Annotated in this window: 26 protein-coding genes and 1 pseudogene; 11 read left to right on the top strand and 16 right to left on the bottom strand. The window is 71.7% G+C overall.

The features are described from left to right. Positions 1–20 precede the first annotated feature (20 nt). Positions 21–2414 carry an MMPL family transporter gene (locus ACIQR3_RS02510; protein ID WP_403533964.1) on the top strand — a complete coding sequence of 798 codons (2394 nt, stop codon included), beginning with the start codon at positions 21–23 and terminating at the stop codon, positions 2412–2414. On the opposite strand, the gene ACIQR3_RS02505 is transcribed toward ACIQR3_RS02510, so the two are convergent. The 10 genes from ACIQR3_RS02505 to ACIQR3_RS02460 all read right to left on the bottom strand — a co-directional run bounded on the left by ACIQR3_RS02505 (position 2407) and on the right by ACIQR3_RS02460 (position 9548). After that, complete coding sequence (locus ACIQR3_RS02505; RefSeq protein ID WP_403533053.1) at positions 2407–3162, bottom strand: TetR/AcrR family transcriptional regulator; 756 nt, start codon at positions 3160–3162, stop codon at positions 2407–2409. The genes ACIQR3_RS02510 and ACIQR3_RS02505 overlap by 8 nt on opposite strands. Positions 3163–3171: 9 nt before the next feature. Beyond that, positions 3172–3645, bottom strand: coding sequence for a thiol-disulfide oxidoreductase DCC family protein (locus ACIQR3_RS02500; RefSeq protein ID WP_403533050.1), 474 nt, complete (start codon positions 3643–3645; stop codon positions 3172–3174). Between the two features lie 4 nt (positions 3646–3649). Beyond that, a complete protein-coding gene (locus ACIQR3_RS02495; RefSeq protein WP_403533048.1) occupies positions 3650–4057 on the bottom strand; it encodes a hypothetical protein in 408 nt (135 codons plus the stop codon). 94 nt (positions 4058–4151) lie between these two features. Continuing rightward, positions 4152–4562, bottom strand: coding sequence for a VOC family protein (locus ACIQR3_RS02490; RefSeq protein ID WP_403533045.1), 411 nt, complete (start codon positions 4560–4562; stop codon positions 4152–4154). Between the two features lie 41 nt (positions 4563–4603). Next, entirely contained in the window at positions 4604–5224 is a 621-nt protein-coding gene (locus ACIQR3_RS02485; protein WP_403533042.1) for a Uma2 family endonuclease, read from the bottom strand. A gap of 156 nt (positions 5225–5380) precedes the next feature. Beyond that, positions 5381–6160, bottom strand: coding sequence for a succinate dehydrogenase iron-sulfur subunit (locus tag ACIQR3_RS02480; RefSeq protein WP_215168579.1), 780 nt, complete (start codon positions 6158–6160; stop codon positions 5381–5383). Beyond that, positions 6160–7914, bottom strand: a complete 1755-nt coding sequence (gene sdhA, locus ACIQR3_RS02475; RefSeq protein WP_403533039.1) for a succinate dehydrogenase flavoprotein subunit — start codon at positions 7912–7914, stop codon at positions 6160–6162. The genes ACIQR3_RS02480 and sdhA overlap by 1 nt, the downstream gene beginning before the upstream one ends. A gap of 17 nt (positions 7915–7931) precedes the next feature. Continuing rightward, positions 7932–8411: a succinate dehydrogenase hydrophobic membrane anchor subunit gene (locus tag ACIQR3_RS02470; RefSeq protein WP_215168577.1), complete on the bottom strand. Its 480-nt coding sequence runs from the start codon at positions 8409–8411 to the stop codon at positions 7932–7934. A 5-nt stretch (positions 8412–8416) separates the two neighbouring features. Next, positions 8417–8797 (bottom strand): succinate dehydrogenase, cytochrome b556 subunit, encoded by a 381-nt coding sequence (gene sdhC / locus ACIQR3_RS02465; RefSeq protein ID WP_215168575.1) that lies wholly within the window; start codon positions 8795–8797, stop codon positions 8417–8419. Positions 8798–9044: 247 nt separating this feature from the next. Next, entirely contained in the window at positions 9045–9548 is a 504-nt protein-coding gene (locus ACIQR3_RS02460) for a 2-oxo-4-hydroxy-4-carboxy-5-ureidoimidazoline decarboxylase (protein WP_403533036.1), read from the bottom strand. A gap of 210 nt (positions 9549–9758) precedes the next feature. Between ACIQR3_RS02460 and ACIQR3_RS02455 the strand changes: the two genes are divergently transcribed. The 4 genes from ACIQR3_RS02455 (at position 9759) to ACIQR3_RS02440 (ending at position 13018) form a co-directional block, all read left to right on the top strand. Then, positions 9759–11378, top strand: a complete 1620-nt coding sequence (locus ACIQR3_RS02455) for a glycoside hydrolase family 20 protein (RefSeq protein ID WP_403533034.1) — start codon at positions 9759–9761, stop codon at positions 11376–11378. Between the two features lie 140 nt (positions 11379–11518). Beyond that, on the top strand, positions 11519–12028 hold the full coding sequence (locus tag ACIQR3_RS02450) for a hypothetical protein (protein ID WP_403533032.1): 510 nt from the start codon (positions 11519–11521) through the stop codon (positions 12026–12028). Between the two features lie 93 nt (positions 12029–12121). Then, entirely contained in the window at positions 12122–12538 is a 417-nt protein-coding gene (locus ACIQR3_RS02445; protein WP_403533030.1) for a hypothetical protein, read from the top strand. Between the two features lie 144 nt (positions 12539–12682). Further along, complete coding sequence (locus ACIQR3_RS02440; protein WP_403533027.1) at positions 12683–13018, top strand: hypothetical protein; 336 nt, start codon at positions 12683–12685, stop codon at positions 13016–13018. A gap of 297 nt (positions 13019–13315) precedes the next feature. On the opposite strand, the gene ACIQR3_RS02435 is transcribed toward ACIQR3_RS02440, so the two are convergent. The 4 genes from ACIQR3_RS02435 to ACIQR3_RS02420 form a co-directional block, all read right to left on the bottom strand. Beyond that, positions 13316–13867: an NUDIX hydrolase gene (locus ACIQR3_RS02435; RefSeq protein WP_403533025.1), complete on the bottom strand. Its 552-nt coding sequence runs from the start codon at positions 13865–13867 to the stop codon at positions 13316–13318. A gap of 14 nt (positions 13868–13881) precedes the next feature. Beyond that, a complete protein-coding gene (locus ACIQR3_RS02430; RefSeq protein WP_403533023.1) occupies positions 13882–15003 on the bottom strand; it encodes an adenosylhomocysteinase in 1122 nt (373 codons plus the stop codon). 595 nt (positions 15004–15598) lie between these two features. Continuing rightward, positions 15599–15733: a hypothetical protein gene (locus ACIQR3_RS02425; protein WP_403533020.1), complete on the bottom strand. Its 135-nt coding sequence runs from the start codon at positions 15731–15733 to the stop codon at positions 15599–15601. Between the two features lie 361 nt (positions 15734–16094). Beyond that, positions 16095–17324, bottom strand: coding sequence for a helix-turn-helix domain-containing protein (locus tag ACIQR3_RS02420; protein ID WP_403533018.1), 1230 nt, complete (start codon positions 17322–17324; stop codon positions 16095–16097). 258 nt (positions 17325–17582) lie between these two features. On the opposite strand from ACIQR3_RS02420, the pseudogene ACIQR3_RS02415 reads away from it, so the two are divergent. Continuing rightward, a pseudogene (locus tag ACIQR3_RS02415) lies at positions 17583–17856 on the top strand (ATP-binding protein); the annotation flags it as partial. Between the two features lie 232 nt (positions 17857–18088). Here ACIQR3_RS02415 and ACIQR3_RS02410 read toward each other — a convergent pair. Further along, complete coding sequence (locus tag ACIQR3_RS02410) at positions 18089–18658, bottom strand: ISAs1 family transposase (protein WP_403533016.1); 570 nt, start codon at positions 18656–18658, stop codon at positions 18089–18091. 736 nt (positions 18659–19394) lie between these two features. Here ACIQR3_RS02410 and ACIQR3_RS02405 point away from each other — a divergent pair. After that, positions 19395–20057, top strand: coding sequence for an RNA polymerase sigma factor (locus tag ACIQR3_RS02405; RefSeq protein ID WP_403533013.1), 663 nt, complete (start codon positions 19395–19397; stop codon positions 20055–20057). Next, the gene (locus ACIQR3_RS02400) at positions 20057–21349 is read left to right on the top strand and encodes a hypothetical protein (RefSeq protein WP_403533010.1); all 1293 of its coding nucleotides are present in this window, start codon (positions 20057–20059) and stop codon (positions 21347–21349) included. The genes ACIQR3_RS02405 and ACIQR3_RS02400 overlap by 1 nt, the downstream gene beginning before the upstream one ends. Before the next feature lie 177 nt (positions 21350–21526). Here ACIQR3_RS02400 and ACIQR3_RS02395 read toward each other — a convergent pair whose 3' ends face one another. Then, positions 21527–22423: a L,D-transpeptidase family protein gene (locus ACIQR3_RS02395; protein WP_403533962.1), complete on the bottom strand. Its 897-nt coding sequence runs from the start codon at positions 22421–22423 to the stop codon at positions 21527–21529. 188 nt (positions 22424–22611) lie between these two features. Between ACIQR3_RS02395 and leuE the strand changes: the two genes are divergently transcribed. Genes leuE through ACIQR3_RS02380 form a run of 3 tightly spaced genes read left to right on the top strand, consistent with a single transcriptional unit; the run spans position 22612 to position 25204 of the window. Continuing rightward, positions 22612–23262, top strand: coding sequence for a leucine efflux protein LeuE (gene leuE / locus ACIQR3_RS02390; RefSeq protein ID WP_403533007.1), 651 nt, complete (start codon positions 22612–22614; stop codon positions 23260–23262). A gap of 38 nt (positions 23263–23300) precedes the next feature. Next, complete coding sequence (locus tag ACIQR3_RS02385; protein WP_403533004.1) at positions 23301–24527, top strand: sensor histidine kinase; 1227 nt, start codon at positions 23301–23303, stop codon at positions 24525–24527. Continuing rightward, positions 24524–25204, top strand: a complete 681-nt coding sequence (locus ACIQR3_RS02380) for a response regulator (protein WP_403533001.1) — start codon at positions 24524–24526, stop codon at positions 25202–25204. The genes ACIQR3_RS02385 and ACIQR3_RS02380 overlap by 4 nt, the downstream gene beginning before the upstream one ends. Positions 25205–25305 lie beyond the last annotated feature (101 nt).

The raw sequence follows: 25305 nt of genomic DNA, 5'->3' as shown, positions 1-25305 counted from the left end.
GGAGTTTGGGCGTGACGGCATTGGCGCGATGGTGCTACCGGCACCGGCTGGTGGTCCTGGTGTTGTGGGCGGGGGCGGTGTTCGGGCTCGTGGCGGGGGGTTCGGCCGCGGGGACGAGCTACTCGAACGTCTTCTCGCTGCCGGACACGGACTCCAGCGAGGCCTTCGACCTGATGGAGAAGGCGTTCCCGGAGAGTTCCGGCGACACCGACACGGTGGTGTGGAAGGTCGACGAGGGCTCCGTGCGGGACGCCTCCGTACGGTCCCGGATCGAACCCGCGCTGGAGGAGATCGGCCGGATGGCGGGCGTCGGCGCGGTCAGCAGCCCCTACGGCGCCGACGGCGCGGCCCAGGTGAGCCGGGACGGGACGATCGCGTACGCCCAGGTCACCTTCACCGAGCAGGCCAACTCCGTGGAACTGGCGGTGATCGAGGACGTCATGGACACGGCGCGGGGCGCCGAACGCGCCGGTCTGACGGTGGAGCTGGGCGGGCAGGCCATCGCCCGTACCCAGGAGCTGCCGATGGGCACCGCCGAACTGGTCGGCATCGGGGCGGCGGCCATCGTCCTGTTCCTGACCTTCGGGTCGCTGTTCGCGATGCTGCTGCCGCTGGTCACCGCGATCGCCGGCGTGGCCAGCGGCCTGATGTCCACGACCCTGCTCAGCCACGTCACCGACGTGCCCGAGGTGGCCCCGCTGCTGGCCACGCTCATCGGCCTCGGCGTCGGCATCGACTACGCCCTGTTCATCGTCACCCGGCACCGGCGCGGCATCCTGCGCGGCATGGAACCGGAGGAGGCGGCCGTGACCGCCCTCAACACCTCCGGACGGGCGGTGCTGTTCGCGGGCGGCACGGTGTGCATCGCGCTCGCCGGGATGCTGGTGATGAACATGGACTTCCTGAACGGCGTGGTCGTCGCCACCTCGCTGACCGTCGTCCTCAGCGTGCTCGCCGCCGTCACCCTGCTGCCCGCGCTGCTCGGCGTGCTCGGCATGCGGGTGCTCAGCCGGCGGCAGCGGCGGCGGCTGGCCGCGACGGGACCGGAGCCGAAGGAGTCGGCCGGTCTCGCGGCGCGCTGGGCGGCGTTCGTGCAGCGGCGCCCGCGCGGTACCGCCGCGGTGGCCGTCGTGGTGATGGCGGTGCTCGCCATCCCCGTCTTCTCGCTGCGGCTCGGCGCCAGCGACCAGGGCAACCTGCCGGAGTCCACCACCACCCGGCAGGCGTACGACCTGCTCGCCGAGGGCTTCGGCCCGGGCTTCAACGGCCCGCTCCAGGTGGTCGTGGAAGGCGCTGCCCCCACCGGCCTGGTCCGGGCGATCGAGTCCACCGAGGGCGTCGCCCAGGTGGCCGCCGTACCGCCCGCGAACGGGATCTCCGTCATCCAGGTGGTGCCGACGACCTCACCGCAGTCCGTGGAGACGGACCGGCTGATCGACCGGCTGCGCGACGACGTGATCCCCCAGGCGGGCGTGGACGCGCACGTGGGCGGGGTGACGGCCGTCTTCAAGGACTTCGCGACCGTCACCGGGGACCGGCTGCCGTACTTCGTCGCCACCATCATCGCGCTGGGCTTCCTGCTGCTCCTGGTCGCGTTCCGGTCCCTGGTGGTGCCGCTGACGGCCGCGGTGATGAACCTGGTGGCCGCCGCCGCGTCGTTCGGCGTGCTGGTGGCGGTCTTCCAGTGGGGCTGGGGCTCGGAGGCCCTCGGCTTCGGCGCGGAGGGGCCGATCACCTCCTTCCTGCCGGTCATCATGCTGTCGCTGCTGTTCGGCCTGTCGATGGACTACCAGGTCTTCCTGGTGAGCCGGATGCACGAGGAGTGGGTGCACACCAAGGACAACGCCCGCGCGGTGCGGGTCGGCCTCGCCGAGACCAGCCGGGTCATCAACTCCGCCGCCCTGATCATGGTCAGCGTGTTCGCCGCGTTCGTGCTCAGCGGCGACACGGAGGGCGCGATGGCGGGCATCGGCCTGGCGGCGGCGGTCGCGCTGGACGCGTTCATCCTGCGTACGGCGCTGGTCCCGGCGGCGATGTACCTGCTGGGCCGGTCCAACTGGTGGCTGCCCAAGAGCCTGGACAAGCGGCTGCCGCACCTGGCGGTGGAGCCGGCCGAGGAGCCGGCGGCTCCGGAGGGACCCGCCTCGGTCGTGCACGGCTTCGTCCGCACCGCCGACGGCGGCCCCGTCGAGGGCGCGTCCGTCACCCTGCTGTCGTCCGGCGGCCGGCAACTCGACCACGTCACGGCCCTCGCCGACGGCTCGTACATCCTCGCCGTCCCCGCGCCGGGCACCTACCTGCTGGCGACGACCGCCCCCGGGTACGGCTCCCGGGCCGCGCACGTCACCGTGGCCGACGGCCCGCTCACGCACGACGTGGAACTGGCCGGGCACGAGGTCGACGCGGTCAACTGACCCCGTCCGGCGGGCGCTGCCTCTTCCTGCCGGGATCGGGCAGCGCCGCCGTCATGCCCGGCAGGAAGTCCCTGAACAGCTCGTGCACCTCGCGCACCAGCGGGCGCAGCACCCGGAACCGGGCCAGCACGACGCCCCGCGCGGTCAGCCGGGCGCCGCGCTCGGCCAGCCGGTAGCTGCGCTCGCGCCCCTCGGTCCGGTCGAAGATCCAGTACAGGACGAGCCCCATCTGCGACAGCCACATCAGCTCCGGCAGGATGTCCCGCAGCTCCTCCGGCACCTTCGTCTTCGTCCCGGCCAGCACCGCCCGGTGGACGCTGATGGCCTCCACGCGCGCGTGCTCCGACTCCGGGGAGAACGGGCTGAGCGGGCTGTCCGGGTCGGCGGCGTTCTTGAAGAACTGCACCGCGAACTCGTGGTACGGCGTCGCGATGTCCAGCCACACCTTCAGCACGCCCGCCAGCCGGGCCTCCAGGTCGGTCTCCCGCGCCAGCACGTCCCGGACCGCCACCTGGTGCTCGGCGGCGATCCGGTCGTAGAAGCCCTGGATGAGGTGTTCCTTGCCGGCGAAGTAGTAGTAGGCGTTGCCGACGGAGACCCCGGCCTCCTGGGCGATGGCCCGCATGGTCGTCTTGTCGTACCCCCGCTCCTGGAACAGCCGCATCGCCGTCTCCAGGATCAGGGCGCGGGTCTGCTCGGACTTGCTGAGGTGGGCTCCGTCACCGGGGCCGTCGTTCTTCGCGGGCACGTCCAGAGCCTAGCCAGTGCGGCAGGAGCCGTCGGCACAGCCCGGCGCGGTGTACGTCCAGCCGGCGCTCGGATGGTACGTCCAGCCGTCGGCCCGGCGGTACGCCTGGCCGCCCCACCGGGTGCCCCGCCACTTGGCGGCGGCCAGCACCGCGCCCTTGGCCAGCTTCGCCCCCGAGGGGGTGCTGAGCCGGTGGGCGAGCGGCCGGTGCTCGCGCAGTGCCCACAGCACGACGATCCAGGCGGCGGCACCCCGGTAGACCTGCCCGCCGTCCCCGACGACGGTGATCTCGTCGAGGGTGGCGGCGTGGTCGAGGCCGGGGAACCGGCGGCGGGCCTCGGCGGACCCGGCGGGGACCGGCTCCAGCTCCACCAGGTGCGGCTGGCGCGTCAGCCAGTCCCGTACGAAGGCGCACAGCGCGCACTCGGCGTCGTAGAGGACGGTGAGCCGCCGTACGGGTACGGCGGCCGTCTCGGCCGGCACCGGCTCAGCGCCCGACCGTCGGAGCCACCCAGCCCTGCGGCGGCACGGGCGGCGTCTGCTCCCGCTCCATCACCCCGCGCCGCCGGATGCGGTTGAGCACGTACACGTTGCCCAGGTGCATCACGCCGAGGACCAGCAGCACCACCCCGAGCTTGGTCGACAGGGCCTCGAAGATGCCACGGGTGTCGGTGATGGTCTCGTCGCCGCTGAGGTAGAGGGCGACGAAGCCGAGGTTGACGAGGTAGAAGCCGACCACCAGGAGGTGGTTGACCGCGTCGGCGAGCTTCTCGTTGCCGTGCAGTACGTCGGCGAGGAAGACCCGCCCGTTGCGGCTGAGCGTACGGGCCACCCAGATGGTCAGCCCGATGCTGACGGCCAGGTAGATGACGTAGGCGATGACGGTGCGGTCCATGCCCCACCCCTTCTTGAACGCGTTCAAAACGCTGACAGGAGAGACTCTAGACCTGCTTTTGAACGTGTTCAACTCAAGGGGCGGGTGGCCCGCGTCACGCGCGGCGGGCGAGCTGGGGCCGCTTGCGGTAGTCGGTCAGGCCGATCACGTTGCCCCAGGGATCGGCGAACTCCACCGTCCACCCGGTGGCACTGGAGAACGGCCCGTCGTACGGCTCGACCCCGGCGTCCGTCAGTGCCCGCGCGGCGGCCTTGGCGTCCGGCACCTCCAGCCAGACCCGGGGGGACGGCCAGGGCGGCGGCCGGTGCCCGAACCCCTCCTCGTACCGCAGCGCGATCCCCGGCGTCTCCTTGCCGGCCTTCAGCAGCGCGATCCCGCCCTCGTCGAACCGGAATCCGACCTCGAACCCGGCCCGCTCGTAGAACTCCACCGCCTCGCCGAGATCCCCGACCGGCAGCAGCACGTTGTCGAACCCGAGCAGCTCGTACGACTCGTCATCTGACATGGCGTCAGGGTAGGTCGATGATCACCCGGGGAGGCTGATTGTCAGCCCTGCCCGGGCGCGCTCTTCGCCCGTCCGGCGGCAAGGATCTCGCCGACGTCGAGGGTCACCTCGGCGCCGAGCGAGCCGGGGAGGGTGACCGTATCGCCGGAGGTGTGGACGCGGTGGGTGGTGTAGTCGGCGCCGTCGGGGTCGGTGAGGACGTGGAGGCGGTTGTGCTTGCGGTCGACGATGACGTACAGAGGGATCTTGGCGGAGGCGTAGGCGGTGACTTTGGCGCGCAGGTCGGTTCGGTAGTTGCTGGAGGTGACCTCCAGGACCAGGCGGAAGCAGACGGGGTCGTAGCAGTTGTTTTCGATGAGGTGGTCACGGTAATCCGCGTCCACGAGGGCGAGGTCCGGGATCGCGTAGTCCTCGGCGCCGGTCGGCAGCCACAGACCGATGCCCTGGATCAATCGTGAGTCCCCCCTGTGGAGGTTGGCTGCCAGGAAGGGCAGAGTCAGGTCGGTCAGGACTTCGCCATGCGGGCCGTCCGGCGGCGGGGACACGAGGAGCTGGTCTCCGATGATCTCGACGCGGTAGCCCGGAAGGCGGTCCATGAGAAGGTTCGCCTGCGTGATCAGTGGACGCTCGTAGGCGGGCCGCTCGACGGATGCTGCGGACATCACATGCCTCCCGTGGGCTGGTGTCGAGAGCATCATCGTAGGCCGGGGGACACCCTGGAGGCAGGGCGAGCGCCGTTCACCCGAACGCGTGGCGCACGCCGAAGGGCCCCGTCTCCACCGGAAACGGGGCCCTCACCGGCAGGAAACCGACGGACGTCAGAAGCGGCGCGTGATCAGCGCCCGCTTCACCTCCGCGATCGCCTTGGTGACCTCGATGCCGCGCGGGCAGGCGTCCGTGCAGTTGAAGGTCGTGCGGCAGCGCCAGACGCCGTCGCGGTCGTTGAGGATCTCCAGCCGCTGCTCGCCGGCCTCGTCACGCGAGTCGAAGATGAAGCGGTGGGCGTTGACGATGGCGGCCGGGCCGAAGTACTGGCCGTCGTTCCAGAACACCGGGCAGGACGACGTGCACGCGGCGCACAGGATGCACTTGGTCGTGTCGTCGAACCGCTCGCGGTCCTCGGCCGACTGGAGCCGCTCGCGCGTCGGCTCGTTGGTGTCCTTCGTGATCAGGAAGGGCATCACGTCGCGGTACGCCTGGAAGAACGGCTCCATGTCGACGACCAGGTCCTTGAGGACCGTCAGGCCCTTGATGGGCTCGACCGTGATCGGCTTCTCGGGGCTGATGTCCTTGATCAGCGTCTTGCAGGCGAGGCGGTTCTTGCCGTTGATCCGCATCGCGTCGGACCCGCAGATGCCGTGGGCGCAGGAGCGGCGGAAGGTGAGCGTGCCGTCCAGTTCCCACTTGATCTTGTGGAGGGCGTCCAGGACGCGCTCCTTGGGGTCCATCTCCAGCTGGAAGTCTTCCCAGGTCGCCTCGGCCGAGACCTCCGGGTTGAACCGGCGCACGCGGACCGTGACCGTGATGTAGGGGGAGTCGGCGAAACCGGGCTCGGGGGCTCCGGCCGCGTCCGCCTTGTCCAGAACAGGGGTAGCCATCAGTACTTACGCTCCATCGGCTGGTAGCGGGTCTGGACGACCGGCTTGTAGTCGAGACGGATGGACTCGGTGCCGTCGTCGCCGACCTCGCGGTACGCCATGGTGTGGCGCATGAAGTTCACGTCGTCGCGGTTGGGGTAGTCCTCGCGGTAGTGACCGCCGCGCGACTCCTTGCGGGCCAGCGCGGAGACGGCCATGACCTCGGCCAGGTCGAGCAGGTTGCCCAGCTCGACGGCCTCCAGGAGGTCGGTGTTGAACCGCTTGCCCTTGTCCTGGATCGAGACGTTCTTGTAGCGGGCGCGCAGCTCGCCGATCTTCTCGACCGCCGTCTTGATCGTCTGCTCGGTGCGGAACACCATGACGTTGGCGTCCATGGTCTCCTGCAGCTCGCGGCGCAGCTCCGAGACCCGCTCGTTGCCGGTGGAGGTGCGCAGCCGCTCGATCTGCTCGACGACCAGGGACTCGGGGGAGTCCGGCAGCTCGACGAAGTCGGCCGAGTGCGCGTACCGGGCCGCCGCGATGCCCGCCCGCTTGCCGAAGACGTTGATGTCCAGCAGCGAGTTGGTGCCCAGGCGGTTGGCGCCGTGCACCGACACGCAGGCGACCTCGCCGGCCGCGTACAGCCCCGGCACGACGGTGGTGTTGTCCGCCAGGACCTCACCCTCGACGTTGGTCGGGATGCCGCCCATCGCGTAGTGCGCGGTGGGCTGGATCGGGATCGGGTCCGTGTACGGCTCGATGCCGAGGTACGTACGGGCGAACTCGGTGATGTCGGGCAGCTTGGCGTCCAGCTGCTCCGGCGGGAGGTGGGTGAGGTCCAGGTAGACGTGGTCGCCCTCGGGACCGCAGCCGCGGCCCTCCCGGATCTCCGTGTAGATGGACCGGGACACGACGTCGCGGGAGGCCAGGTCCTTCATGACGGGCGCGTACTTCTCCATGAAGCGCTCGCCGTCCTTGTTGCGCAGGATGCCGCCCTCACCGCGGGCGCCCTCGGTGAGCAGGATGCCCATGCGCCAGATGCCGGTCGGGTGGAACTGGAAGAACTCCATGTCCTCCAGCGGCAGCCCGCGCCGGTAGCAGGCCGCCTGGCCGTCACCGGTGAGGGTGTGCGCGTTGGACGTCACCTTGAAGAACTTGCCGGTGCCGCCGGACGCGTAGATCACGGACTTGGCGTGGAAGACGTGGATCTCGCCGGTGGCCAGCTCGTAGGCGACCACACCGGCGGACTTCTTGACGCCGTCCACCTCGGTCATGATCTGGTCCAGGACGTAGAACTCGTTGAAGAACTCCACGCCCTCCTTGACGCAGTTCTGGTACAGCGTCTGGAGGATCATGTGACCGGTGCGGTCCGCGGCGTAGCAGGACCGGCGGACCGGGGCCTCGCCGTGGTTGCGGGAGTGACCGCCGAAGCGGCGCTGGTCGATGGTGCCGTTCGGGGTCCGGTTGAACGGCAGGCCCATCTTCTCCAGGTCGAGGACGGAGTCGATGGCCTCCTTCGCCAGGATCTCGGCGGCGTCCTGGTCGACCAGGTAGTCACCGCCCTTGACCGTGTCGAAGGTGTGCCACTCCCAGTTGTCCTCCTCCACGTTGGCCAGCGCGGCGGCCATGCCGCCCTGCGCGGCGCCCGTGTGGGAGCGGGTGGGGTAGAGCTTCGTCAGGACGGCCGTGCGGCTGCGCTTGGTCGCCTCGATGGCGGCCCGCATACCGGCGCCACCGGCGCCGACGATGACGGTGTCGTACTTGTGTACCTTCATGATTCGCAGCCCCGTGCCTAGCGGATGTTCGGGTCGAAGGTGAAGATCACCAGCGTGCCCAGCAGAATGGTGAACACCGTGGCGGTGTAGAGCAGGCCCTTCAGCCACAGGCGCGTGTTCGGGCGCTCGGCGTAGTCGTTGATGACCGTGCGCAGGCCGTTGGCGCCGTGCAGCATCGCCAGCCACAGCATCAGCAGATCCCAGACCTGCCAGAACGGGGACGCCCAGCGGCCCGCCACGAAGGCGAAGCCGATCTTGGAGACGCCGCCGTCGAGGACCAGCTGGATCAGCAGGTGGCCGAGGACCAGGACGACCAGCACCACGCCGGACAGCCGCATGAACAGCCAGCCGTACATCTCGAAGTTGCCCCGGGTGGACTTCGGGGACTTCTTGGTGCGCTTGCGCGGGGGCTCGATGAGCGGCGCGGGGTTGTCGACCGTGTAGACGGAGGAACCCTCGACGGGGCCGACCCCGGAGGCGGTTTCAGTCGTGGACATCTGCGTCAGCTCCCGAACAGTTCACGAGCGGCGTGGCCGAGGACCGGGTACAGGGCCCCGATCATCAGCACCAGCCACACGGCGACGACGGACCAGAGCATCTGCTTCTGGTAGCGAGCGCCCTTGACCCAGAAGTCGACGGCGATGACGCGCAGACCGTTGAGCGCGTGGAAGAGGATGGCGGCGACGAGGCCGTACTCCAGCAGCGCGACGATCGGCGACTTGTACGTGGCCACGACCTTGTCGTAGGCCTCGGGGGAGACACGCACGAGAGCGGTGTCCAGCACGTGTACGAACAGGAAGAAGAAGATGAGGACGCCGGTGACTCGGTGAGCCACCCAGGACCACATTCCTTCCCGGCCGCGGTACAGCGTTCCAGCCGGCACGGAAGTTTCCTCCGGGAGCGGGGGTTGGGGCCGCGCCGGCTTCTCTGTCGGTGGGCCCGGCCGGGTACGGTCCACCGGCCCCCAGCATCGTAGCCAGCGCTCGCTGTCGTTCTTACAGCGGGCCTACCGGTGTGATCAAAGTTGCACGCAACGGAGTACCGGCGGCGCTACCGGGGTGGGGGGCTTGTCCGGTTTGCGGGGTGCGGGGCGTCGGTGGCTGGCCGCGCCCCGCGGCGGAGCCGCCCTGTCACAGCCTCGCGCCCCTGGCGACGCTCCTCAGCCGTTGCCTCGCCAGGCGCCGGAGTTCGTCCGCCGCGACCACTCGTTCGTCCTCGGGATCGTTCGCCAATCGTGATCGGATGGCGGTCAGGACGTGGTTCAGGGACTCGTCTTCGGGGATCCCGTCGAGACAGATGACGAACGCGTGTCCGAATCGGGACTCATAGGCGGCGTGGGCCGCCCGCAAGGCCGTGCCGGCCGCCGCGTAGGTGCTCTCGGGCAGGGCCGGCAGGGATTCCGCCGCCAGGGCCTCCGTCAGCTCCTCGGCGCTCAGGTCGTACGCCGCCTCGTCGGCCGCCGCCAGCAGGGCGGGGAGGTCGGGGTAGGGGCGGTGGGCGGCGAGGCGGTGGGCCCAGGGGGTGCTGTTCAGGCAGGTGAGGAGGGTGCTGACGGTGTGCTCGGGGCTCGCGGTGTTGAAGAAATGCAGGGGGGTCGGAGTGGTACGGGTTTGGGCCGGTACGGGTATGGCCACCCGGCCGGGGAGATCTGGAAGACGGTGCGCAGGCAGCGTGGGTCCTTGTGCGTCACGTGTGTGTCGGCAGGGGCTCGTGTGAGTTGTGTGGCGTCACGTTAGCGAGTGAGGGCATGACATGTCCGAGCGATACCTGAATTTCACCCGAACGGGAGAGTTTCAGAACGGGTGCTGGACGTTTCCTGTCGGTACCGGCCGTAGGTTGACGCCGTGAGTCAGCACGGACGCCGTGGACCGGCGAGGCAGAGGGCGGGGCGGCGGGCGGTGGCCGCCGGTACGGCGGTCGTCGCGCTCGGCGCGGGGCTGTGGGCCTGCGACGGGGGGTCATCGGGGTCGGCGGGCCGCTCCGCCGAGGGGCTCTCCGCGGCCTCGCCCTCGGACAGCCCGTCGCCGACCCGGTCCTACGCCCTGTCCGGCGAACCCCGCACCATACCCGCCGTACGCGACCACACCCCGGCGCGCGGACCGGGCTGGAAGCCTGCCGACGACCACCGGGTCGTCGTCTCCGACGCCGCCCTCGCCGACGAGGGCAGGCTCATAGCGAGCGAGCTGGGGCTGACGTACGCGGGCGAGAAGGACGACGAGAAGTCCGGGGACCTGCGGCTGGAGACCGCGGACGCGGGCGGCGCCGGCAGCGAGTCGTACACCATGACCGTGCGCGACGGGCGGGTCACCGTCAGCGCGCCCGGGGAGAGCGGCGTCTTCTACGGCACCCGGACCCTGAAGCAGGCGGTCCGGGCGGACGGCGCGGCGCCCGAGGGGGTCGTGAAGGACGAGCCCGCCAAGGAGCGGCGCGGGTTCATGCTGGACATCGCCCGCAAGCACTACTCGGCCGACTGGATCAAGGACCGGATACGGGAGCTGGGCGACCTGAAGTACAACGAGCTGGGGCTGCACTTCTCCGACGACCAGGGCTTCCGCATCGAGTCCTCCTCGCACCCGGAGATCGTCTCGGCCGACCACCTCACCAAGGCACAGGTCGAGGAGATCGTCGCGCTGGCCGAGGAGCGGCACATCACCGTCGTCCCCGAGATCGACTCGCCCGGCCACCTCGGCGCCGTCATCGCCGCCCACCCCGACCTCCAGCTGCGCAACGCGCAGGGCACGGCGACCAAGGGCGCGATCGACATCTCCGAGCCCGGGGCCGCCGAGATCGTCGACGACCTGATCGACGAGTACTCCGACGTCTTCCCCGGCGGCCAGTGGCACCTGGGCGGCGACGAGTACCAGGCGCTGACCGTCTCCGACCCGGAGGCGTCCTACCCGCAGCTCGCCGCCGCGGCCCGCGAGAAGTACGGCTCCGGCGCCACCGTCGAGGACCTCACCGCGGGCTGGCTCAACGACCGCGCCGCCACCGTCCAGAAGAACGACCGCACCCCGCGCGCCTGGAACGACGGCTTCTTCAAGGACAGCGACCCGGCGGCGGCCGACGACATCCTGGTCGCCTACTGGACAGGCAAGGAGATCGGCGCCCGGCAGCCCGCCGAGTACCTCGCCGAGGGCCGTGAGGTCATCAACTACAACGACGAGTTCCTCTACTACGTGCTCGGCCAGCCGCAGACCTTCGTCTACCCGACCGGCGAGCGGATCTACGAGCAGTGGACCCCGCGCGTGATCCGCGGCACCGAGCCGGTCGACGCCAAGTACGACGATCAGATCCTCGGCGGCAGCTTCGCCGTCTGGGGCGACTACCCGAGCGCCCAGACCGAGGACCAGGTCGCGGCCGGCATCCGGCTGCCGCTGGCGGCAACGGTCCAGAAACTCTGGGACCCGGACGACCCGGAACTGTCCTGGACAGAGTTCCGCGAGCTGTCCGGCCGACTGGACTGACCCGCGTACGCCCGCGCGTCTGTGGCGATTCCCGCGCCGTTCCGGACCGGAACGACGCGGGAATTGCCCGGGAGTTGCTGCGAACTCCCCTGGACTGTGGTGGTCTGTGGACGAGCCAACGGAACACGGGGGAGCCGGACATGGGCTACTGGGGGTATCTCGTCGTGGGCCGCGCCGAGCGGCCGCTCGCCGCGCTGGACGCGCTGCCCGGTGCCGAGGACGGCATGAGCCTGCGCGCGTCCGCGCCGGGCGGCTGGCAGGTGTGGGAGTACCCGGGCGAGTCGGGCGTCGGCAACATGAACGACCTGGCCGCGCAGACCGGCGCGCCCGCGCTGTTCGGGTACGTCATGGACGGCGCCTGCGTGGTGGTGGAGGCGGCGGCACCCGAGAGCGGGGCGTGGACGACCTGCCTGGGGCGGGCGGCGATGGCCGGGTACCTGGGCGCCGAGCAGAACGGCCTGACCCTGGAGGACTACTTCCTCGAGCCGCCGGACGCCGCGGCACGGGCCGTCACCTGGGCCGCCGAGGCCGGGCACCCGGTCCGGCCCGGCGACCTGCTCGGCGTACTGACGGCCGAGCCGCCGGCCGGGAACGCCGAGGACCTCTTCTTCCGTCTCCTGGACCGGCTGGGCGTCGTGGCGCGTTCGTGACCGTCGGGGCCGAGATGTGGCGGTTCTGCGTCGATTGCGGGCAGCCGCCCCGATCCGCGTGACGAAAGGTCACCGGGCGACGCTGCTGCCGGTGTGACGACTTGGATCAGCACGACAGCGACAGCGACGGCGGCACCGGGGGCCCGGCCCTCCGCCGCCGCCCGGCCGGTGCGGTGGGCGGCGGACGCGGTGACGGCCCTGCGCGAGGGCGCCCGGCTGCGCCTCGACTACTCGGCGCGGAGCCTGTGGCGCGTCGACCGGACGATCGAGGGCATCCGCCGCGAGGAGGCGCCGTACGCGGCGGTGGAGACCGTGCTGCGCGGCTTCGGCGCCTACGCCGGTGAGGTGATCGTCCGCGAGACCGGCGGCGAGTGGTGGGCGGGCGGCGGCGACCACTGGGTGCGCACCCCGGACGGCCGCCTGTGGGACCCGATCGACGAGGCCCGCCGCTGCTACGCCGGCGACGGCTCGCTGCGGCTGCTGTGCCGGGAGGCGACGACCTCCCCGTGACCCGCACGGCACCCCCACGCCTGTGACGTCGGGGAAGCCGGACGCTGACGACCGTGGAGGCGGGGGCACGGCCGGGACCGGCCGCGCCGCACCGGGCGGGCCCAGTGGGGCACGCCCGCCACTCGGCACGGACGAGGACGGTTCTTGGGCCAGGGCCAGGGAGGGGAACGGCGCCGGACGCCCGCGTACGACGAGGAACTGGGCGCGGCCGTGGCGCGGACCCAGGCGGGCGACGAGGCCGCCTTCGCGGTCGCGTACCGGATCGTGCAGCACCGTCTCTTCGGTTATGTGCGCGCGCTGCCTCGTGACCAGGCGGAGGCGGTGCTGCTGCTGGTTGTCGTCGGCCTGGACGGCCCGGCCGCCGGCCGCGTCCTCGGCGAACGCCCCGGCGCGGTGCGCATCGCCGCCTACCGGGGGCTGGGGCGACTGGCCCGGCAGCTCGGTGCCGAGGGTGTGTGCGGCGTGGGCGGGCCGACATGACCGGGGCGGGGACGGAGGGCGGGAGCGGGAAAGCACATGAGCGGACCGCACGGCGGTCGCGGAGAGCGGCGACGAGCTACGGGCCGTGGCCGCCTTCCGCGCCGCCCGCGACACCGGACCCCTCCGTACCGTCCGCACCCGGCACCGGAACGACTGGCGGGGCGGGGAGCGGTGGGGTGATCCGGCCTCTGGATGTGGGCGTCCGCCGCTCGTGGCGCGGATGGCAAGCGGCGGTCGGCGGGGAAGCCGTATTCTGTCGGGTTTGTCGAGAGCTGTACGGCTGCCTGCTGTGGCCCGCTACGAGTGGTTTGCGGCTGCCATGACGCGGGAGCGCAGCGGCTCGGCGGTCAGCATGTCGGCGAACTGCCAGGAGTAGTTCGTGACCTCTTCCTCCTGCAGCTCGACGGCGTCGGCGGTGGTCCGGAACAGGAACCGGAAGTCGAAGTGCAGGTGTTCCGGCTCGCCCTTGCGGTCGTTCGCCGGGATCGAGTGAACGTCGATGTGAAGGGGTGCGTCGCCGGCCGGTTCGACCTGGTCACCGCTGATGCCGGTTTCTTCGGCCAGTTCCCGCAGAGCGGCCTCCCGAAGCGTCGTGTCGCTGTCCTCGACGTGCCCGCCGGGCAGCAGCCACTTGCGCAGGGCCCGGTGCTCGATGGTGAGGACGCGGCCGTCAGGGCGGACAAGAGCGGCACCGGCGGTGACGTGTCCGCGGAACTCTTCGCGGGAGGCGACCGAATCGCCGGCCTGCTCCACTGCCTCGACCACGGCGTAGAGAGCGTCCTTCTCCTCCGGGTGGTCGGCGAGGTAGGCAGCGACGGTGTCGCGTACGTGCTGTGCGGTGATCGGCATAGGGTTTGCGTCTCCTAGCGGTTGAAGTAGTTCAGCCACGTTCCGGCGATGGCCGCTCGGTCGGCGGCGTCGACCTCGTGCATACCGGGCCGGAGGTCGCCGCGGGCCAGATTCCGGACGCCCGCGAGGATCTCCGCCTGAACGAGGTAGATGAACGGGCCCACGCTGGCGCCGTGCAGGAAGTTGACGGCGTTGCCGCCGTTGAGGAGGTAGAAGTAGTGCCCGGTGGTCTGGTAACGGGTGATGTGCTCCCCGTTCGGGGTGCGCTGGTACACGTCGGGGAGACCGGCCAGGTCGAGTTCGTCTTCGCTGCTGGTGACCGTGGCGACGTACGCGCCGTTCCGCAGGGCCGAGAAGTCCTCGCCCTGCAGGGAGACGGCACCCGTCGCGCACAGGACCAGCCCGGCGCCGTGCAGAGCGGTGTCGCGGTCCCTGGTGACGGTGAAGCCCTGCGAGAGCGCTTGTGTGCGACGGATGGGGTCGAGGTCGTACACCGTGACCTGTACGCCCTTGGCGTGCAGCAGCCGAGCGATGCTGGAACCGAGCTTGCCGAAACCGATCACGAGGGCCGTGCGGCCGTGCAGGATGTCTCCCCGGCTGCGCATCAGGGCCTCGGCCGAGAAGACGACCGACTGACCCACGAGGAAGTCTTCGGGGTCCTTCAGCGGGGAACGGGCGACCGAGACGACCGGACAGGGCAGCTTCTCGGCGTTCGCGTACCGCTTGTGCCCGTTCTCTGTGTCCTCGACGACGCCCAGGACGCGGCCCGAGAACCGCTCGCACAGGGCGATGAGCGTGGACGCGAAGTACCCGCCGACGTCGAGCAGTACGACAGGTTCACCGCTGGCCCGCGACTCGACATAGTCGACTGCGCCGGCCGGGTCTTCGAACAGCTCCCGCGAGAGGGTGTCGCACTGTGTCGTCTTCTCGATCTCGCGGCGGGCGGTGAGGTCGATGGACTTGGGCTTGGGCAGCACGGCCCGCAGGTTGGTGTTGATGCCCACGGCTCGCACGAACGCGGGTCGCTCGGACAGCAGGTGTGTGATCAGGAGGGCTGACGGCTTCTCCTCCGGGGCGAAGGTCCCCGCGATACGAGCGAAGTACGAATCGAGACGCGCACGCTCGAACTGTTCCATTGCTCACTTCCCTTGGTTGGGCGGTAAGGCTCAGGACAGGTGCTGGACCCGTCCGAGCACCGGGTGATGGGAGACGCGGAGGCGGGGATCATCGGGTGGCGCGCCGCCCGCGAGGGCTGCGGTGGCGGGGGAGCGAGGTGACCATCCGAGGCGGGGGCCGGGGCTTGCGGGGGCGCCTGGCGCCTGGCGGACAGCGGATGCACCCGGAGGGAGTACCGGGCGTCGTAGTCCGTCACGGTGAACACGAAGCCTCGGCCGGCGGCAAGGGTGAGCAGGGCGTGCTCGTACGCGTGATCGTTGCTCACCCAGGCGCGCAACTCGGCGTCAGGGCGGGCGACGTCCGTGCCTGTGGTAGTGAGGGGAGCGCCCCGTAGGGATGTGGCGCAGGGGTCCGGAGCCAACAGCCGAGCGAGGTGGTGTGCCTCAGTGCGTAACCAGCGGGCGGCGAGGCGGGCGGAACGGCCGCAGTAGGCGGCGAGCGGAATCTCGCGGGTGCCGCTGAGGTCGTATGCGGTGGCTTCACAGTGGAAGGCGGTGGGAGGCCGCGCAGCGCCGCCCAAAGAGGCCGGCGGCGGAAACGTCAGCACGGCCGAGCTCACCGCGACGGCTCCCGTGCCGTGTCTCCCACCTCGATGATGCGCCCGAACTGGATGGAGTACAGCTCGACTTGTGCCGACGTGAGAACCAGCACGGTCTCGCAGACACCGCCGTCCTCGTAGTGGACGGTCACCGGCAGCGCCGCTTGCCGAGCGCGGTGGTCATAGACGGCATCTCGCCGGATGGGTGTCACGTGCGTGACCGGTACCGGTACGGGGCGCAGTGTGGCTCCGTCCGACCGGGCGCGCCAGTCCTCACCACCACCGGGCGGGCGAAGTTGGTATGACGCCGAGGTGCCACCAGGGAGAGCGACGACCACCCCGATTCGTCCCGCCTTGGCGAGGTCAAGGGCAAGTTCACCAAGGCGGGGATGAAAAGGGGCACCGGCGCCTAACTCTGCGCTTGGTTCTGGTGATTGTTTCACGCTTCGATCGGCCATACCCCGAAGCTAGGAATATCTCCGGGGCCCAATATGAACCGCAGGAATACGACCCTCAGCCGTCGAGGTGGAAGCGGTCTGACATGCGACGAAGCTTCTCGCGTGTGCTCGCTCGCTCGGCGTACACGATGCTGCGCAGGGTTGACCGGGCGATGGGGTGGTTGCGGATGAGTTGGGGCGCGATGCGCTCGGCCTTCTCCAGTTCCTTCAGTGCCTTGTCCCGGTTTCCGTCCCACAACCAAGCGCGTGCCACGTCCATGCTGTAGTGGCCACGACGAGAGTTGGGAAGCGACTCGATCACCTCCGGACGCATGCGCCGGTTTATCGACAATGCCCGACCTTGCTCGCGCATCTCCAACGCGACGCTGATCGCGTGAATCTGCACGTTGCCGGGCGAGAACGTCAGGCTGTGGCGGTCGTACACGGGAGGGCCCCCGTACTCTGCCATCCGGCCCGACGCGGCCCAGGCGTGCTTGATGCGGTCCCGAGCTTCGGCACGACGGCCGGCCCGTGCAGCGGAGACAGCCGCACGCAGTTGCAGCGAGCCCCAAGCCCGCACGGCAAGCGGTTCGCCCTGGTCGTACTCGTGCTGCACGCTTCGAAGAGCCTTGTCCGACAGAGCGATGGCGTCGTCCCAATCGGCCGTGGCCCACATGTCCCAGACACGCATCCAGTCGGCGACGGCCGGCATGACCGGATCGGCGGATCGCCGCGCGGACCAGGCAGCCCGCTCACAGGCCATAGCGACCAGTTCGGGATGTCCGAGAGCGTGCGCCGCAGTGTGAGCGAACTTGCAGCACACCGCGTAGATGGCGTACGCCTCCTCCTGTTCGTGGCCGGTGGAGACCTCGACCAGAGCGCGTGTCTCGCGGAACAGGTCCGGAAGTACCTCCATGATCGCCACGTTGGCGGCGGCATCGCGGAGGCGGTGCAGGCGGGTGGTCTCCTGCCAGAGCTGTTGGGCCGGCCGGGGGGTGCCGTCGAAGACGGGGGCGAGATCGTGGCGGCGGAGTTCGCGCATGATCGAGGCGGCGGCGACCTGCCACTGATTCTCGGCCGGGGAGCTGTTGTACGGACGCCCGATGAGGTCGTTGGGGTGGACGTGCAGTTCCGAGGCGAGCAGGTTCAGCAGACCGACGCGGTCGAGTTCGATGTGCCCGCGCTCCATCTTGGACACCCACCCCTGGGTCTTGCCCAGGGCAGCGGCGAGGTCGGCCTGAGGCATGCCGAGGCGGAGCCGTGCGCGGCGTACACGACGGCCGATCTCTTCGGCTTCTTCCAGCATCAGTACGCCCCCCTGGAGGTGAGGCGCCGGCTTTCCAACGGGCGGCGAGGCATCGATGCTCCATCCGTAGCGGCTTCTACGACGAAGGTACCGAGGGCGCGTGCCGGGTGTGGAGGGCTGCAAGTCAAGATGCGCCCAGAACGGCAGCCGACGGTCTCGAAGCACTTCCAACTTTCCTGAGGTCGGCGCCCGCGGCACCGGCTTCAGGGCTTCCAGGTGTACCTGACCGTCCTTGATCGCTACTGATCACGTGTGGTCGAGGTCGCCGACCAGGCGGCCCGCGCGAAGCACCAGGTCGACGTCATCCCCCTGGTCGCGGCGAGCGTCCCCAGCCCCCGCGTGAGGATCGCGCTGCTGGGCGAGGCCAAGGCGACCGCCACGCCGGGGGAGCGGTGACCTGGAGCATCTGGAATGGATCCGGGCCTTGCCCTCGGATCAGGGATACGGCACTGCTGCCGCCGCCCTGGCCCTGTACTCCCTGCACGACTTCTGCCCCGACTTGGTCGACCCGCCCACCCTCTACGGTGGCTGAACCTCTCCGCTGCTGGGATCGGGGCGGCGTGCGTCAGTCGGTGGACTCGTCACTCCGAGCTGCGCCGAGGTGGGCGCCGGGTGTGCTGGCGCCCGGTTCCGGCAGGCGTCGGGCCGGTACGGGCAACGCCGGTACGCCGCCGGAGCCGGGTGAGTCCCGCAAAACTCGGCTTCCGGATCCACCACCAGGTGGATCCGTTCGTTTGCCAGCTGCCCGTGCCCAGGTCCCCTCTTCAGCGGACGACTTGGAGGGCCTGGCGGGCGTGCGGGTAGTCGAGGTGGGCGAACGCGGCCGTCTTGAGATGACGGATCTCGTCGCGGTGGTGGCCGCGTCCGCGTTCGTAGTGGTCCAGGCGGATGTTTCGCCAGGGCAGGCGCCGGGCCTTCTCGTGGAGCCCGGGGTGGTTCCGCTTCACCACGGCAAGGTAGTGGGCTCCGCGTTCGATCAGGTAGGCGGCGTGGTCGTGCTGGGTACGGAGGGCATCGGCGGTAACGACGGCGCCGGTCAGGTCGATGTTGTCCAGGAGCGGGGCGAAGGCGGGGATCTCGTTGCTTTTGCCGTCGACCTGCCGTTGGGCAAGGACCTGGCCGCTGTGAGTCATCGCGGAGATCAGGGCGGTGGCCGGCCGCCCGGCGGTGCAGGAGCCGCGGAGTGTCTTGCCGTCGACGGCGATGACTCGTCGTCCCGGGACCGAGGTCTGGCGTTGTTGGAGAAAGCCGCCGAGGGCGCGGTCGAGGGCGTCGCCGTCCGCGGCGGTCAGGACGAGACGGATGGGGCGCGCTGCGGGGCGTCGGCGACGCACTCTCCGATCGCCGTGACCGAGGCGGCGCTGGTCGCAACGGCGGCGGCCGCGGCGCTGAGCAGGGCCGTCCACGTGGCGGATGCCGCGACGGGACCGTGGGTCAGGCACTGCGGCCAGATGAATCCTCAGGTCAGCGACTATTTCGTGCGGGACAGGGCCCGCTTCCCGCGTCCCCGACTGGAGGCACAGCAAAGTCACTGACGATCTGGATGCGAGCGTGAACCCGGTGGGGGTTTCCGCGAACGTGAGGCACCACTCGCCGGGATACACGATGGCCCAGTACGGGAAGCGCCGAGTCGAAGGCGCCCGCAAGCTAGCGGCGGGGACAGCTCGGCGCATCGGTGTGGAGGGCATCGCGTGGAGTGCCGGACGCGCTGGTCACGCTACTGGTCACGGCGATGGGCAACGCCTTGCATCACCGCAGGTCAGAGGGGTAGAAGTCACGCAGACGGCCGGGGCCGCCACCCCCCACAGGAGAGGCCCCGGCCGTCGCGCGGCACGGGCCGCGCGGCGGCCCGTACTTCCTACTGCGCCGGGCTCGCGATTTGTGTCACACCCCGTGTGTCACGGCTTAGTTGCGTCTTGTACGGCCTGTCCTCCGGGCATGGACGGGGACCGGTTTCACGACGTAACGTGCCTTTCGCGCCGGAGTGCGGAGGGCGGTGCCCCCGTCCCGAGCTGCGGTGGACCACCGCAACCACCCACGGAGAGTCAGGCGCAAAGAGAGGCGCGCGCGGTGCTGGGGGACGACGCGGAGCTGACCGCCGCCGTACACGCGGCACAGGACGGGGACGAGACCGCGTTCCGGACCGTGTACCGCGCGGTGCACCCACGGCTGCTCGGCTACGTCCGCACGCTCGTCGGCGAATCCGACGCCGAGGACGTGGCCTCCGAGGCGTGGCTGCAGATAGCCCGCGACCTGCACCGGTTCGCCGGCGACGCGGACCGGTTCCGCGGCTGGGCCGCCACGATCGCCCGCAACCGCGCGCTGGACCACGTCCGGATGCGCGGGCGCCGCCCCCTGATCGGCGGCGACGAGACGGAGCTGACCGGCCGGGCCGCCCCGTCGGACACCGCCGGCGAGGCCATCGAGGCGCTCACCACCGGCACCACCCTCTCCCTGATCGCCGCGCTGCCCCAGGACCAGGCCGAGGCCGTCGTCCTGCGGGTCGTGGTGGGCCTGGACGCCAAGACGGCCGCGAAGACGCTGGGCAAACGCCCGGGGGCCGTCCGTACCGCCGCGCACCGCGGCCTGAAGCGGCTGGCCGAACTGCTCGGCGACGATCCGGAATCGGCCGCCGGGCTCCGCGTGCTGCCGACGCGGCGAGAACCGCGCGGCCGTGCGGTGACGTCCGCGACTGTGACGCCAAGCGGCGCGCGGACGCAGAAGGACATGTGATGGCCGACAAGCAGGGCGGGTGGCTGGACCGCGAAACGGCGGAGCGGGTGCTGCGCGGAGATCCGCCGACCGGCGACCCGGTGGCCCGGGCGCGCGCCGAACGGCTCGCCGCCTCCCTCGCCGCGCTGGCCGCCTCGGCCCCGCCGGCCGGTGCGGAACTCCCCGGCGAGGCCGCCGCGCTGGCCGCCTTCCGCGCCGCGCACGCCGAACGGGCGGGTGCGGCGGGAGCGCCGGCCCCGACCGGCGGCCGGGACACGTCCGGCGCCCCGCTGGTACGCATCGGCGGCCGTGACGGCGACGCCCGGCGCGCTCGCAGGCCCCGCCCGCTGCGGCTGGGCCTGGCCGCGATGCTGGCCGCCGGCGCGGTCGGCGGGGTCGCGGTGGCGGCCGGGACCGGAGCGCTGGTCCCGTTCGGCGGTGACCCCGAGCCCGCCTCCTCCGCCTCCGCCGCGGTCACCCCCGACCGCCCGCTGATGTCGCCCTCCCCGCCCGGCGTCCCGCAGCGCGAGGACACCGACGGCTCCGCCACCGCCCCGGCCGGGGAGGGCCCCTCGGCGCGGCAGGACGGCGGGGCGACGGGGCAGGACCCCGGCACGGGTGCGGACGGGGACACGGGTACGGACACGGACCTCGGGTCGTCCGGCGCCGACGACCCGGCGGACGACGGCACCGCGGCACGCGAGGGCCTCGCCGGGTCCTGCCGCGACCTGCGCACGGGCCAGCAACTCGACCGCGCCCGCCGACGGGCCCTGACGGAGGCGGCCGGGGGGTCCGCCCGGGTCCGCGCGTACTGCGCGAGGCTCCTCGCCGGCTCCGGGGAGAAGGCCGGGGAGAACGCCGGGGGAGCCGGGGACGGCATCGGGGAGGGCGTCGAGGACGGCGACGGGGAGAAGACCGGGAAGGGCGACGACGGGTACACCAAGGGCGCCGACGGCGACGACGGCGACGACCGCGACGATGAGGACAGGGACGACCGCGCGCACGGCGGGGACCCCCGGCCGACGCGGAACGCCAACGTCCTGATCGGCGACGACACCGACAGCGGCAACGCCACCGGTACTCGCCCCGGCACCGGCCCCGGCAAGGACTGCCGCAAGGACTGCGGCACGGACGGGGCCGACCGGAGGAAGAACCGGGGCGACCGGGCGGGCGACGGCCGCGCCGGCCACCGCGCGGACGCCCGGCGGTCCGTGTCCCGTCCGGACCCCGTCGCGCGCCCGGCGACGGGCTCGGCGACGGGCTCGGGCCGGGAGTCCGCCCAGGTCGCGGACGCCGTCACGGCGCCGGTGTGACACTTTCGGACGCCCCGACGCAGTAGGAAGTGAGCCGACTGGTCATCGGCTTCCGCACAGAGCCGGGGTTCCCCCCGTACCCGTGGCTCGTGCACCCGCGCGGACGGGACTCGTTCCCCCGGTCCCGTCCGCGCCCCCTCACTTGCTCCCCTCACTTGCTCCCCTCACTCACTCCCGTCAGCGGTACACGACGACCTTGTCGCCGTCGCGGACCTCCGCGTACAGCTGCTCGATCGCCGCCTCGTCCCGGACGTTGACGCACCCGTGCGAGGCGCCGGCGTAGCCGCGGGCCGCGAAGTCGGAGGAGTAGTGCACGGCCTGGCCGCCGCTGAAGAACATCGCGTACGGCATGGACGAGTCGTACAGCGTCGACCAGTGGTTGCGGGACTTCCAGTAGACGGAGAACACGCCCTCCCGGGTCGGGGTGCCCCGGGAACCGAAGCGGACCGCCATCGTCGACACGGTCCGGCCGTCGATCATCCAGCGCAGCGTCCGGCTCTCCTTGCTGACGCACAGCACCCGGCCGGTCAGGCAGCGCGGGTCGGGCGCGGCGGCGGGCTGGCCGCCCATCAGGTACAGGTCCCAGTGGCCCGGCTCGCGGGTCATGCCGCGCAGCCGTTCCCAGGTGACCGTGTCCGTCCGGCCCGTCACCGGCAGGCCGCGCTTGCGCTGGAAGCCGCGGACCGCCTTCTCCGTCAACTCGTCGTAGGTGCCGGTCGGTCCGTCGTACAGCCAGCCGATCTGGCGCAGCCGGGCCTGGACCTCGCGGACGTCCCGGCCGGTGGCGCCGGGTCCCCAGAGCACGGGGGCGGGCACCACCGGGGGCGGCGGGTCGCTGCTCCGCCGCGTGGGAGCCGTGGGGGCCTTGGGAGCTGTGCCGGCCCCGGGGGCCGTGGGGGTCACGGGAGCGGCGGGTGCCGTGGCCGCCGGGCCGCCGCTGCCCGGCAGCTCGATGTGCACCGGCGAGCGGCCCTTCCCGTCGCCGTCGACCGGCTGCACCGTGCAGCCGCCGACACCCCCGACGGCCAGCGCCAGCAGCGCGGCCAACCCCGTCCCCGTACGCGCCCCACGCATCGACGTCACCCCGGATGTCTCCCCGCCCGGAGCGGCTCCGATACCTGGACGGGAGGAGGACACCATGGCCGTACCGGAGCGGGAGACGGCCCTGGGCGAGGCCGCCGGCCGGCCCCGCGCGGGCATCACCGTTCTCGACGGCTGAAACGGCGCCGCGCGTTGTCGTACCCCCGTGCGACACTCCTCCCATGTTCGGCGTCATCGATCTGCCCACCTACCTGGCGGGCCTCGTCCTCATCATCCTGCTGCCCGGGCCCAACTCCCTCTACGTGCTCTCCGTAGCCGCCCGCCGCGGCGTACGCGCCGGGTACCGGGCCGCCGCCGGGGTCTGGTGCGGGGACGCCGTGCTGATGACCCTCTCGGCCGCCGGGGTCGCCTCCCTGCTCCAGGGCAACGCCGTACTGTTCGCGATAGTGAAGTACGCCGGTGCCGGGTATCTGACCTGGCTCGCCGTCGGGATGCTGCGGGCGGCCTGGGCGATGTGGCGGACGCGGCGCGAGCGGACCGCGGCGCAGGCGCCGGACGCGCCCGCCGGTGACGAGCGGCCGTTCCGCCGGGCCCTGGTCGTCAGCCTGGTCAACCCGAAGGCGATCCTGTTCTTCATCGCTTTCTTCGTGCAGTTCGTCGACCCGGGGTACGCCTACCCCGCCCTCTCGTTCGTCGTCCTCGGCGCCTTCGCCCAGCTGTTCAGCTTCCTGTACCTGAGCGCCCTGATATTCAGCGGCACCCGGCTCGCCGCCGCCTTCCGCCGCCGCAGGCGCCTGTCGGCGACGGCCACGTCGGCGGCCGGGGCGCTGTTCCTGGGCTTCGCGGTGAAGCTGTCGCTGGCCAGTGCCTGACCGGCACGGCGCGTCAACTCGGTACTAGGCTCCCGTCCGTGGCGGAAGCGACTGTGGCGGCATGGGTCAGAAGCGGGCGGGACGCCGTGGCCCGCTGGAACGCGCTCGGCGTCGTGACCCGGGACGCGGTGGGCACCGTACTGCTCGCGCCCGTGGTGTTCGCGCCGGTGACGGCGTCGATCGGTGCCCAGTTCGGGGACCTGCCGCAGCGGCCGTACGACCTGCCCGGCGTGCTGCTCACCGCGGCGCTGTGGCTGCCGCTGGCGGTGCGGCGGCGGTGGCCCGGGGCCTGCCTGGCGCTGGTGGCGCTCGCCTTCGGGGCGCGCGAACTGAGCGGGTACCCGCCGGTGTTCGCGAGCGTCGGGCTGTACGCCGCCCTCTACGGCGCGGGCGCCCACGGCGGCCGCACGGCGGACCGGGTGCTGCCGGGCCTGGGCACCGCGCTGTACGTGGCGTTCGCGCTCGGGCTGCACGCCCGGGGCGCCCCGCACGACGGCGCCGCGTACGCCCTGATGTACCTGGTGCTGGCCGCGTTCTGGGGCGCGGGCCGCACCGTCCGGGCCCGCCGGGCCGCCGAGGCGGACCGGCGGCGGCTCGCGGCCGAGGCCGCCGTCGTCCGCGAACGGGCCGGGATCGCCCGGGAGTTGCACGACGTCGTCACCCACCACGTCACCGCGATGGTGGTGCAGGCCGACGCCGCGCAGTACATGCTCGACGCCGCCCCGGACAAGGTCGCCACCGGGCTCGGCGCGATCAGCGACGCGGGCCGGCACGCGCTGACCGACCTCCAGTACCTGCTGGGCGTGCTCAAGGCGGCCGACGGGCCACCGGACCACGGGACGCCCGCCGCTCCCGTACCGGGCAGCCTGGCGGACCTGGTGGCGCAGACCCGGGCGGCGGGCCAGCCCGTGGAACTGACCGAGCGCGGCGAGCGGCGGCCGATGGCGTCGGCGGTGGAACTGGCCGCCTACCGGGTGGTCCAGGAGGCGCTGACCAACGCCCTCAAGCACGCCCCGGGGCGGCCCACGCGGGTCCGGGTGGAGTACGGGGCCGAGCGGCTGGAGGTCGAGGTGGTCACCGAGGCGACGGAGGCCGCGGGTCCGGTGGGCTCCGCGGGACCCCGGCCGCTCGGCCGGGGCGGCGGCCACGGACTGATCGGGCTGCGCGAACGGGTGAGCGTGTGCGGCGGCGAACTGGAGGCCGGCCCGCGGCCGGACGGCGGGTTCGGCGTCCACGCCCGGATACCACTGACGGAGGCGGCATGACCCTGCGGGTGATGATCTGTGAGGACCAGGAGCTGGTGCGGGCCGGCTACGCGATGATCTTCTCCGCCCAGCCGGACCTGGAGGTCGTGGGCGAGGCCGCCGACGGCCGGTCGGGCGTCGCGGAAGCGCGGCGGCTGCGGCCGGACGTGGTGGTGATGGACATCCGGCTGCCCGTCCTCGACGGCATCGAGGCGACCCGGCTGCTGGCCGGGCCCGAGGTCACCGACCCGGTGAAGGTCCTGGTCGTGACCACCTTCAACCTCGACGAGTACGTGTACGAGGCACTGCGGGCCGGCGCCAGCGGGTTCCTGCTGAAGAACGCGCCGCCGCGCGAACTGATCGACGGCATCCGGACCGTCGCCGCCGGCGAGTCGCTGCTGGCGCCCGCCGTCACCCGGCACCTCGTCGGCCGCTTCGCCGACCGCATCCGCCCGGCCGGCGGACGCCGCCAGGCAGCCCTGCCGGAGGAGGTGGCGGCGCTCGCCCCGCGCGAGACCGAGGTACTGCGGCTGATCGCCGAGGGGCTGTCGAACACGGAGATCGCCGACCGGATGGTGCTCAGCCGCGAGACGGTGAAGACGTACGTCTCCCGCATCCTGACCAAGCTCGATCTGCGGGACCGGGTCCAGGCGGTGGTGCTCGCGCACCGGGTGGGGCTGGTCTCCGCCGACGACTGAACGGGGCCGGGGGCAGCGGTGCCGGTGTCACCCGAGGGAGCTACACGCGCTGTCCACCGCGGGGGGACGTCCCGCACCGCCCCGCGCTCGTAGCGTTCCGG

It is taken from the genome of Streptomyces sp. NPDC090994 (assembly GCF_044768905.1).
Taxonomy (GTDB): domain Bacteria; phylum Actinomycetota; class Actinomycetes; order Streptomycetales; family Streptomycetaceae; genus Streptomyces.
Note: the sequence above shows the minus strand (reverse complement) of the source record. Positions and strands in the feature narration are given on the sequence as shown.

Excerpts from the sequence above, each read along its gene's own strand:
- ACIQR3_RS02430 (WP_403533023.1), bottom strand. The coding sequence starts at position 15,003 with ATGGAACAGTTCGAGCGTGCGCGTCTCGATTCGTACTTCGCTCGTATC.
- ACIQR3_RS02495 (WP_403533048.1), bottom strand. The coding sequence starts at position 4,057 with ATGGACCGCACCGTCATCGCCTACGTCATCTACCTGGCCGTCAGCATC.
- sdhA (WP_403533039.1), bottom strand. The coding sequence starts at position 7,914 with ATGAAGGTACACAAGTACGACACCGTCATCGTCGGCGCCGGTGGCGCC.
- ACIQR3_RS02490 (WP_403533045.1), bottom strand. The coding sequence starts at position 4,562 with ATGTCAGATGACGAGTCGTACGAGCTGCTCGGGTTCGACAACGTGCTG.
- ACIQR3_RS02380 (WP_403533001.1), top strand. The coding sequence starts at position 24,524 with ATGACCCTGCGGGTGATGATCTGTGAGGACCAGGAGCTGGTGCGGGCC.
- leuE (WP_403533007.1), top strand. The coding sequence starts at position 22,612 with ATGTTCGGCGTCATCGATCTGCCCACCTACCTGGCGGGCCTCGTCCTC.
- ACIQR3_RS02435 (WP_403533025.1), bottom strand. The coding sequence starts at position 13,867 with ATGCCGATCACCGCACAGCACGTACGCGACACCGTCGCTGCCTACCTC.
- ACIQR3_RS02470 (WP_215168577.1), bottom strand. The coding sequence starts at position 8,411 with ATGTCCACGACTGAAACCGCCTCCGGGGTCGGCCCCGTCGAGGGTTCC.
- ACIQR3_RS02485 (WP_403533042.1), bottom strand. The coding sequence starts at position 5,224 with ATGTCCGCAGCATCCGTCGAGCGGCCCGCCTACGAGCGTCCACTGATC.
- ACIQR3_RS02395 (WP_403533962.1), bottom strand. The coding sequence starts at position 22,423 with ATGCGTGGGGCGCGTACGGGGACGGGGTTGGCCGCGCTGCTGGCGCTG.
- ACIQR3_RS02480 (WP_215168579.1), bottom strand. The coding sequence starts at position 6,160 with ATGGCTACCCCTGTTCTGGACAAGGCGGACGCGGCCGGAGCCCCCGAG.
- ACIQR3_RS02450 (WP_403533032.1), top strand. The coding sequence starts at position 11,519 with ATGGGCTACTGGGGGTATCTCGTCGTGGGCCGCGCCGAGCGGCCGCTC.
- ACIQR3_RS02400 (WP_403533010.1), top strand. The coding sequence starts at position 20,057 with ATGGCCGACAAGCAGGGCGGGTGGCTGGACCGCGAAACGGCGGAGCGG.
- ACIQR3_RS02420 (WP_403533018.1), bottom strand. The coding sequence starts at position 17,324 with ATGCTGGAAGAAGCCGAAGAGATCGGCCGTCGTGTACGCCGCGCACGG.